The sequence below is a fragment of the Curtobacterium sp. Csp2 genome (assembly GCF_013347165.1).
This window is the reverse complement of the sequence record NZ_CP054593.1, coordinates 1,243,497-1,253,052: the sequence shown is the minus strand read 5'-3', so window position 1 is coordinate 1,253,052 and position 9,556 is coordinate 1,243,497. Positions and strand designations below refer to the sequence as shown.

Here is a 9,556-nt window from a genome sequence, read left to right as displayed (position 1 = left end):
GGGGGGAGGGGGAGAAGGGGGAGGGGGGAGGGAAGAGGGAGAGGGAGGGAGGGGAGAGAGAGAAGTGCGAGAGCGAGCGGAAAGTGCATCGACCGCATCCGGACCCGTCGCGGACCGCACCAACAGCCGGCCGACCACCGGAACCGATGACAGGACGCACCACCCCCTCCCTCCCCACGACCACCGCTACCACCCGCCGCCAGGCACTCGACACCCGCAGCCGCCGGGTCCGCCGGGCACTCCGCAGCCGCACCGCGCTCGTCGTCGGCGGCGCAGCGGCCCTCGCGCTCGTCGGCGGCGTCGCGACCATCGGCACGCAGCCCGCGATCGGCGACGCGTTCGGCATCGCCACCCCGAGCGCGAGCGCCAGTGCCACACCGGCCCTCCGCGGCGCGTCGCTCGACAAGGCACAGGCGGCCGCGACCATCGTCACGGCGCAGACGGTCCTGGCCGACGCGAACCACAAGACCGACACCGCGGCCCTCGAGCAGCAGGTGCAGGCCCTCTCCGACTACCGGTCCATGTCGAGCGGCGCCATCACGTCGCACATCGCCTCGACGGTGGACGCCACGACCGAGGTCGCCGACGCCAGCGCCGCGCAGGACAAGGCCGACGCCGACGAGCAGGCCCGTGCCGCGGCAGCCGCGAAGGCCGCCGCCGAGCAGGCCGCAGCTGCCGCCGAGGCCGCCCGCGCCCAGGCCGCCGCGAACACCCCGGCCGGCGCCAAGGCCACGGCAGCGCAGCTCGCGTCGTCTCAGTACGGCTGGGGCTCCGCGCAGTTCCAGTGCCTCGACAGCCTGTGGACCAAGGAGTCGGGCTGGAACTACCAGGCCGTCAACGCGAACGGCGGCGCGACCGGCATCCCGCAGGCGCTCCCCGGCTCGAAGATGGCGACGATCGCCGCCGACTGGCGCACCAACGCCACCACCCAGGTGAAGTGGGGTCTGCAGTACATCAGCTCCGCGTACGGCACGCCCTGCGCAGCGTGGGCACACTCGCAGGCGAACAACTTCTACTGATCGCCCCCGCGACGCTCGGCCCCGGGTCTCCCACCCGGGGCCGAGCGTCGTGCAGGCTGGCCGGGTGACGACCCTCGGACTCCGGCGGATGACGCCCCGCGACCCCGACCAGCACCACCGCGCCGCGAGCCCGCTCGAGCTGCTGTTCGACCTGGTCTTCGTCGTCGCCGTCGGGTTCGCCGCGTCGAACCTGCACGAGATCGAGGCCGAGGGGCACATCACCTCGGCGGTGCCGTCCTACGCGCTCGTGTTCTTCGCCATCTGGTGGGCCTGGATCAACTTCAGCTGGTTCGCGACGTCCTTCGACACCGACGACTGGGCGTACCGCGTCACGACGTTCGTGCAGATGGCGGGCGTACTCGTCCTGGCCGCTGGCGTCCGGGACGCGATGGTCGACGGGGTCTGGACGACCGCCGTCGCCGGCTACGTCGTGATGCGGCTCGCGCTCGTCGCGCAGTGGCTCCGCGCCGCCGGCTCGGCACCGGCGTACCGGCGCACCGCGCTCCGGTACGCCGGTGGCATCGTCGTCGTGCAGGCGCTCTGGGTCGGCATGCTCCTGCTCCCGCACGCCGCAGTCCCGTTCGTCGCCCCGGTGCTCGTGCTCCTCGAGGTGCTCGTGCCGCCGTTCGCCGAGTCGGGCACCCGCACGACGCCGTGGCACACCCGCCACATCGCGGAGCGGTACTCGCTCTTCACGCTGATCGTCCTCGGCGAGGGGCTCGTCGCCTCGGCGAGCGCGGTGATCGACGCCCTCCGCGACGCCGAGCACGTCGGGTCCCTGCTCGTGCTCGCCGGCTGCGGGCTGGTCGTCGTCGCCGGGCTCTGGTGGATCTACTTCTCGCGCGAGCAGCACGCCCACATCCGCTCGCTCGGCACCGCGCTCGTGTTCGGGTACGGCCACTACCTCGTCTTCGCCGCCGCCGGCGCGCTCCCGGCCGGGATCGAGGTCGCCGTCGGAGCGGCCACCGGTGACGCGGACCTGTCGCACACCACGGTCGCGGCGACCGTCACGGTGCCGGTCGCGCTGTTCGTCCTGGCGATCTGGGCCCTCGCCCTCCGCCCGTCCCTCGGTCGCGCCGGCAACGCCGCGGTCGTCCTGCTCGCGCTCGCCGTCCTCGCCGCGACCGCCGTCCCGGCGGCCGCGCTCGTGCTCACGGCGCTGTGCGTCGCGGCGACCGTCGTGGTCCTGGAGGTCGCGGACCGCGGGCGGTGACGACCGTCGGACGGGAGGCACGGGGCGGGCGCGCCACGAGCCTCCAGTCCGACGTGTGGCCGGGTCGCGCGGGCGGTCAGCCGATGCGTGCGATGCGGACGTCCACGCGCGACAGCGCGACCCCGTGGGCGGTCGCGGTCTCGAGGGCGGCGACGTGCGCGGCGCGGGCGGTGGCGGGCGCGGGACGGGAGCCGTCGGTCCCGATGACCACGCGCAGGACGTCGTCGTCGAGCACGACGCGGGCGACGGCGGTGCGCGAGGCGAGGCTGCGGGCCGAGGCGATCGCGCTCCCGAGCGTGGGCTTCGCGCGGTAGAGCTCGGCGACGCCGGGCACCGCGAGGACAGCGGCCTCGACGGCCGCGACGGTCTCGTCGTCCCAGGTCATGCGCGGTCCTCCTCGTGGTCGGCGTCGGCCGGCAGGGCCGGCAGCAGGTCGCGGACGTGCACGTCGACGGCGTCGACGACCAGGTCGGTCTGCTCGGCGAGGACCGTGGCGACGGCCTCGCGGACCTGCTCGGCGGCGGCGTGGATGGGCGCGCCGGTGCGGACGGCGAGTTCGACCAGCACCCGGACCGGGGCGCCGAGCGTGGTGACGTCGCCGTCGAGCGAGCACCGGGCGATCACGACGCCGGGGACGACGTCGCCCGCGCTGCGGACGAGCGAGCGGATCGCGCCCTCGGTCATCACCGGGCGTTCGGTCGGGGCCTCGGGGATCAGGGGGACGTCGCGGCCGGCACGAGCCTCGAGCGAGATGTTCGCGAGGACCCCGCCGATCCAGGACTCGTCCGCCGGCGGCTCCTCGGCGGCCGCTGCGTCGAGCGACCCCATCGAGGACTGGCGCAGCCGGATGATCGCGGCGAGGGCGTTCTGGCAGGCCGGGGAGTCGTCGATCGTCGGGTCCGCCGGCTGCATGCCGTCGTCGAGGTAGTCGGCGAGCTCGTCGATCGTGTGGCCGTCGAGGTCGTCCGGCTCGAGGGCGTCGAGCCGGAGGTCGTCCGGGTGCGGGGTCATCGCCATGCCTCCATGAGACGGATCATGTTCTTCCGGGCCCGGGACAGCAGGCCCCGGACGGTGGACACGGGCAGGTCGAGTTCCTCCGCGATGTCCTCGTACCGGTACTCGAGCACTTCCTTCATCACCCAGCACCGCCGCTGCGCCTCCGGGAGCTCGGCGAGCGCACGCTCCGCGGCCTCTTCGCGGGAGCGCGCCTCGGCGACCCGTTCCGGGGCGTCGTCCCGGGGTGCGGCGACCTCGAGCTCGGTGACGTCGAGGTGCTCCCGACGGGCCCGGATGCGGTCGATGCACTTCCGGCTGAGGATGCGCATGAGCCAGGACTTGACCTTGGCGCCGTCCTCGAGCGCGTCGAGACGGCTCCAGGCCGTGATGAAGGTCTCCTGCACGACGTCGTCGAGCTCGTCGGTTGAACCGAGGGTGCGTCTGGCGTAGGCCCGGAGCAGCGGCGTGTACCGCCGGATGAGGACCTCGAACGCCCGGACGTCACCGTCGGAGGACCGGCCGGCGAGGACGGCGTCGTCGAGGTCCGTGAGGGGCTGGTGGGGCACGGGTTCCTTCTACCGGTCACAGGTGGGGGAAGTCTGGGCGGGCCGGGGACGCCGGGCGTGCCGGGACGGGCGCCGCGGTCGTCACGCGGAAGGGTCCGGTCGGCCGGGTGGCCAGCGCACGGACGCGGGCCTGGGCGAGCAGGTGCGTGTCGCCGCTGCGCAGCGTGCCGCGGTGGGTGTCGGTGCCGGTCATGTCGTCCTCCTGTGTGTTCCACCGGTGTGACGGGTCGGAGCGCCGGATCGTCACACCGCGGGCACGATCCGTACGGCAGGCTGGGGACATGTCCTCCGTCACCGCCGTCTGCCGCGTCGACCAGCTGCTCCGCGACTCCGGGACGATCGGCGTCACCGCCATCGACAAGCGTCCGGTCGACGGCCCCGTCCGGGTCCGGCCCCTCGGGCTGCACGCCGACGTGCAGGCCGACCGGAAGCACCACGGCGGCGAGGACCAGGCCGTGTACGCCTACGCCGACGAGGACGCCGCGTACTTCGCCGACCTGCTCGGACGCGACGTCCCGCCCGGGCTCTTCGGCGAGAACCTCCGGACGACCGGCGTCGACGTCACCGGGGCGGTGACGGGTGAGCGCTGGCGGATCGGCGACACCCTCGAACTCGAGGTCACGATCCCCCGGGTGCCCTGCGGGACCTTCGCCCGTCGGATGCGCATCGACGGGTGGGTGAAGCGGTTCGCCGCCGAGAACCGTCCGGGCGCGTACCTCCGCGTGGTGCGCTCCGGGCCGGTGGCGGCCGGGAACCCGGTGGTCGTCGTGCACCGACCGGCGCACGGCGTGACGATCGGGCAGATCTCGGCCGGGCTGACCCCGGAGCAGGCCCGCGCGGTGCTCGACTCCGGCGAGCGCCTGGCGCCGAAGGTCGTGCGGGAGGTGTCGAAGGTGCTGGCGCCGGGTCGGGTGCGCTGAGCCGGAGGGGGCGGCGCGCGATCGGGCCTGCGCCGCCGCGATCAGCCGTCCTCGGGGCGGGCGCGGCGTGCCGGGTCGAGCGGGCGGGCCGCACGCGGCAGCCCGGCGACGACGAGTTCGTAGGAGTTCGCGACGAGGTCCTCGACCATCGACTCGTCGAGGCCGTCGCCCGGCACGAGGGTGATCCAGTGCCGCTTGCTCATGTGCCAGCCGGGCGACACCTCGGCGTGGTCGCGGACGAGCGCGGCGCCGTGCGGGGGTGCGCACTTCAGGTTGACGATCGGGACGCCGCGGAGCTCGGTGAGGAGCACGAACATCTTCCCGACGACCTTGTAGACGACGGACTCCTCGCCGAAGGGCTGGGTCTCCTCGACCGCGGGCAGCGCCAGCGCGGTGCGGACCGTGACCTCGTGCAGTGCCGCCCCGTCCATCCCCCCAGCATGCCGCACCGCACCCACCCGAACCACGGTGCGACCCGTTCGGGGGCGAGGACTCCTCACCGATCCCGCCGTACGATCACAACGGCCACGGAACCCGTCGTGCGCCGACGACCCCCGGGAGCACCCGTGCACCTCCTCCGCACCGCCGGCATCGCCGCCGCGTCCACCGTCCTCGCCGCAGCCGTCGTCCTCGGCGGCACCGCGGCCGCCCAGGCGGCACCGACCGTGTACAAGAACTGCACCGCCGTGCAGAAGGTGTACTCCGGCGGCATCGCGAAGCAGTCCGTCACGTCGAACCGCGTCACGACCAAGTCCGGCAAGGTCGAGAACCGGGCGCTCAAGGGCACCGTGAAGAAGGACGACGCGCTGTACAAGGCGAACCGCGGGCTCGACGCGGACGGCGACGGGATCGCCTGCGAGAAGAGCTGACGCCGGGGCGCCCGCGCGTCAGAGCGGGGGCACGCCCTCGTGTCCGGATCGGGGACGCGCGGTCCCGGCGACGCCCGTGACGACCGACCCGGCCGGTACGTCCTTCGTGACGACGGTGTTCGCGCCGACCACCGAGTCCGACCCGATCGTGATCGCGCCGATCAGCGACGACCCGGCGCCGAGCACGACGCGGTCCCCGACCGCCGGGTGCCGGCGGACGCCCGGCCCGTGCTCGCCCCCGCGGCCGCCGAGCGTCACGCCGTGGAACACCACGACGTCGTCGCCGATCACGGCCGTCTCGCCGATCACGACGCCCATCCCGTGGTCGATGAAGAGCCGTCGACCGATGCGGGCACCCGGGTGGATCTCGATCCCGGTCGCAGACCGCGCCAGCTGGGCGAGCACGCGCGCCGCGAACCGCGACCCGGGCAGGTCCCTGGCGGTCCACAGCCGGTGGGTCAGCCGGTACGTCCAGACGGCGTGCAGGCCGGAGTAGACCACCGCGTTCTCCAGGTCGCCCCGGGCGGCGGGGTCGCCGCGGCGTGCTGCGGCCAGGTCCTCGCGGACCGTCCGCAGCACACCGCGTCGGACGGCACGCGTCACGCAGTGAGCCCCTCGAACAGCGGCGTCGACAGGTAGCGCTCACCGGTGTCGCACACGATCGCGACGACCCGCTTGCCGGCGTTCTCCGGGCGCGCGGCGATCTGCACGGCCGCGTGGATGATCGCGCCGGAGGAGATGCCCGCGAGGATGCCCTCCTCCGTCCCGAGCGCCCGGGCCACGCGCAGTGCGTCGTCGAGTTCGACGTCGAACACCTCGTCGATGACGGAACGGTCGAGGACCTCCGGGACGAAGTTCGCGCCGATGCCCTGGATCTTGTGCGGCCCGGCCTTGCCCTCCGTCAGGAGCGGGGAGTCCTTCGGCTCGACGGCGACGATCTGCACGCCGGGGACGCGCTCCTTGAGGACCTGGCCGACGCCCGTGATGGTGCCGCCGGTCCCGACGCCCGCGACGAACACGTCGACGTGGCCCTCGGTGTCGCGGAGGATCTCCTCCGCCGTGGTCCTCCGGTGGATCGCGGCGTTCGCCGGGGTCTCGAACTGGTGGGCGAGGATCGCTCCCGGCGTCTCGGCGACGATCTGCTCGGCACGCGAGACAGCACCCTTCATGCCCTCCGGCCCCGGGGTGAGGACGATCTCGGCACCGAACGCACGGATCAGCGCCCGGCGCTCGACGCTCATCGTCTCGGGCATCGTGATGACGACCCGGTAACCGCGGGCGGCTCCGACCAGGGCGAGCGCGATGCCGGTGTTGCCGGACGACCCCTCGACGATGGTGCCGCCGGCCTGCAGCTCGCCGGACTCCTCGGCCGCGTCGATGATCGCGACGCCGAGACGGTCCTTCACGCTCGACCCGGGGTTGTAGAACTCGAGCTTCGCGAGGACCTCGGCACCGCCCGGCTGCGGCAGCCGGTTCAGTCGCACGAGCGGGGTGTTCCCGAACGCCTGCGAGATGTTGTCGTAGATGGTGCCGCTCATCCGGTCCGTCCTCTGCGGGTCAGGTGCGCACCCCCTGCACTGGAGGCGCGTGGTGCGCTGCGATCCTAGCGACGGCACCCGGCGTTCCCCTGTCCTGTGACGTGCGCTGACGCGCGCTGACGCGCCGGGCGCGCGCCGCGCTCGCCTCGCTCACGGCGGACCGAGCAGCGCACGTCGCAGTTGTTCCTCGTTCGGCAGCGCTCGTTGGAGCTCGGGAGGAAGGAGCTCGTAGGACGCCACGCCCACCGGAGCGGCCGAGCTGCTGAGCGAGTAGCGGACGACCGCGTCGTTCTTGCCGGCGACGAGCAGCAGACCGACCGTCGGTTCGTGCGCCGCGCGCCGGAGTCGGTCGTCGACGAGGGCGACGTAGAAGGACAGCTGCCCCAGGTTCTCCGGCCGGAACTCACCGGTCTTGAGCTCCACGACGACGTAGCGGAGTTGCTCGACGTGGAAGAACAAGAGGTCGACGAAGAAGTCCGAGCCGTCGACGTCGAAGTGCACCTGTCGCCCGACGAACGCGAAGCCGGTCCCGAGCTCGCGGAGGGTCTCGGCGATCCGAGCCACCATGGCGGCCTCGAGGGCCCGCTCACCGTGCTCGGACTCGACCGACAGGAAGTCCAGGACGTACGGGTACCGGGTCATCTGCTGCGCCAGGTCGGCTCCGTCGGCATCCAGCATCCGGCTGAAGTTCGTGGGCTGGACACCACTGCGCTCGAGCGCTCCGGTCCGCAGGTTGTGCACGAGGACGTTGCGGGTCCATCCGTGCTCCGCCGCGGCGCGGGCGTAGGCCGACCGGCGCGCAGCATCAGTCTCTGCGAGCAGGACACGGACGTGACCCCAGGGCAATCGGTCCACGGCGTGCGGACCTAATGAGGATTGCTCCGGCCAGGTCTTCGCGAGTTGCCGCATGTACTTGAGGTTCGTGGCCGAGAAGCCGGACATCGTCGGGAACTCCGCCCGGAGGTCCTCTGCGAGCCGGTTCAGCACTCCGCTGCCCCACCGGGCGGTCCGACCTCGCTCCAGGAGGATCCGGCCGATGGACCAGTACAGGTTGATCAGTTGCGTGTTGGCGGCGCGTTGTACCTGCGAGCGGGTCGCACGCACGCTCGCCCTGATGCGGTCGAGAGTCTCTCCGTACCCCTCGGGGAGCGGCGCTCGCTCGTTCATCCGACGATCTTCGCGAGACCCGACCGCAGCCGCGAACATGTCGGATGTGCGGGGTCCGTCGAGCGAGGTCCTCCCCTCACACTCGCCCGTTCGCCGCCGGCCAGCAGCGCGCGGCCGGACCGTGGGCCGTGAACGTCATCGCCGTCGTCGTGCGACAGCAGCGATCACGCTTCCGCATGCTCCGGCCAGCCCCGCCCCGCCCCGTCAGCGCAACGCGCTCTGCGCGAACCGCTCGTCCGTCGCCTCGAGCACCCGCAGCACGTTGCCGCCGGCCAGCGCGCGCAGGTCCTCGTCGCCCCAGCCCCGGCGCCGCAGCTCCTCGGCGAGCACGGGGTAGCGCGACACGTCCCGCAGGTCCGGCGGCAGCACCGGGGTGCCGTCGTAGTCGCCGCCGAGCCCGAGGTGCCGGACCCCGGCGACCTGGCGGGCGTGGTCGACGTGGTCCGCGACGTCCGCGACGGTGACCAGGGGCGGCTCGCCCTCGGAGCCCGCCTCCTCCCAGTCCGCCCACGCACGCGAGACGAACTTCGGCACGAACGTGATCATGACCACGCCGCCGTTGTCCGCGAGCCGGCCGAGCACGTCGTCGGGGACGTTCCGCGGGTGGTCGTCGACCGCGACGGTCGACGAGTGGCTGAACACCACCGGCTGTGTCGCGACGTCGAGGGTGTCCCGCATGGTCGAGGGCGCGACGTGCGACAGGTCGACGAGCATGCCGGTGCGCTCCATCTCGGCGACGACCTCGCGGCCGCGGTCGGTCAGGCCGCCGTGCGCCCTGGCCCCGGTGGCGGAGTCGGCCCACGTGGTGTCGTCGTTGTGCGTCAGCGTCATGTACCGCACGCCGAGCCGCGCGAAGGTCCGGAGCACGGCCAGGTCGTCGCCGATCGAGTGGCCGCCCTCGGCCCCGAGGAACGACCCGATCCGCCCGGCGTCCACCGCCCCACGGAGCTCGGCCGCGGTGCGCACGAAGGTCAGGTCCTGCGGGTACGCGGCGATGATCCGGTGTGCGGTGTCGATCTGCTGGAGCGTGGTCCGGACGGGGTCCGGGTCGTCGGACGGCACGAACACCGACCAGAACTGCCCGACGACGCCGCCGGCGCGGAGCTTCGGCAGGTCGGTGTGCAGCGTCCCCTGCTCGGTGTCGATGCCCTCGACGCCGGAGCCGTGCGACTCGCGGCGCTCCCACGGCAGGTCGTTGTGGCCGTCGATGACGGGGAAGGCGAGGGCGTCGAGGGTCATGCCGTCGACGCTACCGCCCGGTCAGTAGG

13 protein-coding genes are annotated in these 9,556 nt (G+C 73.2%); 4 read left to right on the top strand and 9 right to left on the bottom strand.

The window, feature by feature from the left end; genetic code table 11:
• The first annotated feature begins 146 nt into the window (after nt 1-146).
• Nucleotides 147-1,019 (top strand): phospholipase, encoded by an 873-nt coding sequence (locus HUN59_RS19640; protein ID WP_254630013.1) that lies wholly within the window; start codon nt 147-149, stop codon nt 1,017-1,019.
• A gap of 64 nt (nt 1,020-1,083) precedes the next feature.
• On the top strand, nt 1,084-2,232 hold the full coding sequence (locus HUN59_RS06240; RefSeq protein WP_254630012.1) for a low temperature requirement protein A: 1,149 nt from the start codon (nt 1,084-1,086) through the stop codon (nt 2,230-2,232).
• Nucleotides 2,233-2,308: 76 nt separating this feature from the next.
• On the opposite strand, the gene HUN59_RS06235 is transcribed toward HUN59_RS06240, so the two are convergent.
• Genes HUN59_RS06235 through HUN59_RS06220 form a run of 4 tightly spaced genes read right to left on the bottom strand, consistent with a single transcriptional unit; the run spans nt 2,309 to nt 3,987 of the window.
• Complete coding sequence (locus tag HUN59_RS06235) at nt 2,309-2,617, bottom strand: hypothetical protein (RefSeq protein ID WP_114849781.1); 309 nt, start codon at nt 2,615-2,617, stop codon at nt 2,309-2,311.
• On the bottom strand, nt 2,614-3,249 hold the full coding sequence (locus HUN59_RS06230; RefSeq protein WP_144804458.1) for an Asp23/Gls24 family envelope stress response protein: 636 nt from the start codon (nt 3,247-3,249) through the stop codon (nt 2,614-2,616). Before HUN59_RS06230 ends, HUN59_RS06235 begins: the two co-directional genes overlap by 4 nt.
• Nucleotides 3,240-3,794 (bottom strand): RNA polymerase sigma factor, encoded by a 555-nt coding sequence (locus HUN59_RS06225; protein WP_058742663.1) that lies wholly within the window; start codon nt 3,792-3,794, stop codon nt 3,240-3,242. Before HUN59_RS06225 ends, HUN59_RS06230 begins: the two co-directional genes overlap by 10 nt.
• A 16-nt stretch (nt 3,795-3,810) precedes the next feature.
• Nucleotides 3,811-3,987: a hypothetical protein gene (locus tag HUN59_RS06220; protein ID WP_167510115.1), complete on the bottom strand. Its 177-nt coding sequence runs from the start codon at nt 3,985-3,987 to the stop codon at nt 3,811-3,813.
• 88 nt (nt 3,988-4,075) lie between these two features.
• Here HUN59_RS06220 and HUN59_RS06215 point away from each other — a divergent pair, with 88 nt between their 5' ends.
• Entirely contained in the window at nt 4,076-4,714 is a 639-nt protein-coding gene (locus HUN59_RS06215; RefSeq protein ID WP_174777869.1) for an MOSC domain-containing protein, read from the top strand.
• Nucleotides 4,715-4,755: 41 nt separating this feature from the next.
• Here HUN59_RS06215 and HUN59_RS06210 read toward each other — a convergent pair whose 3' ends face one another.
• A complete protein-coding gene (locus HUN59_RS06210; protein ID WP_174777868.1) occupies nt 4,756-5,145 on the bottom strand; it encodes an MmcQ/YjbR family DNA-binding protein in 390 nt (129 codons plus the stop codon).
• A gap of 135 nt (nt 5,146-5,280) precedes the next feature.
• On the opposite strand from HUN59_RS06210, the gene HUN59_RS06205 reads away from it, so the two are divergent.
• Nucleotides 5,281-5,583, top strand: a complete 303-nt coding sequence (locus HUN59_RS06205) for an excalibur calcium-binding domain-containing protein (RefSeq protein WP_167510116.1) — start codon at nt 5,281-5,283, stop codon at nt 5,581-5,583.
• Between the two features lie 18 nt (nt 5,584-5,601).
• Here HUN59_RS06205 and epsC read toward each other — a convergent pair whose 3' ends face one another.
• The 4 genes from epsC to HUN59_RS06185 form a co-directional block, all read right to left on the bottom strand.
• On the bottom strand, nt 5,602-6,186 hold the full coding sequence (gene epsC / locus HUN59_RS06200) for a serine O-acetyltransferase EpsC (protein WP_254630011.1): 585 nt from the start codon (nt 6,184-6,186) through the stop codon (nt 5,602-5,604).
• The gene (gene cysK, locus HUN59_RS06195) at nt 6,183-7,121 is read right to left on the bottom strand and encodes a cysteine synthase A (protein WP_174777867.1); all 939 of its coding nucleotides are present in this window, start codon (nt 7,119-7,121) and stop codon (nt 6,183-6,185) included. The genes epsC and cysK overlap by 4 nt, the downstream gene beginning before the upstream one ends.
• Nucleotides 7,122-7,271: 150 nt before the next feature.
• Nucleotides 7,272-8,288, bottom strand: a complete 1,017-nt coding sequence (locus HUN59_RS06190) for a PDDEXK nuclease domain-containing protein (RefSeq protein WP_174777866.1) — start codon at nt 8,286-8,288, stop codon at nt 7,272-7,274.
• A 204-nt stretch (nt 8,289-8,492) separates the two neighbouring features.
• A complete protein-coding gene (locus HUN59_RS06185) occupies nt 8,493-9,527 on the bottom strand; it encodes a dipeptidase (protein WP_174777865.1) in 1,035 nt (344 codons plus the stop codon).
• Between the last annotated feature and the right edge of the window lie 29 nt (nt 9,528-9,556).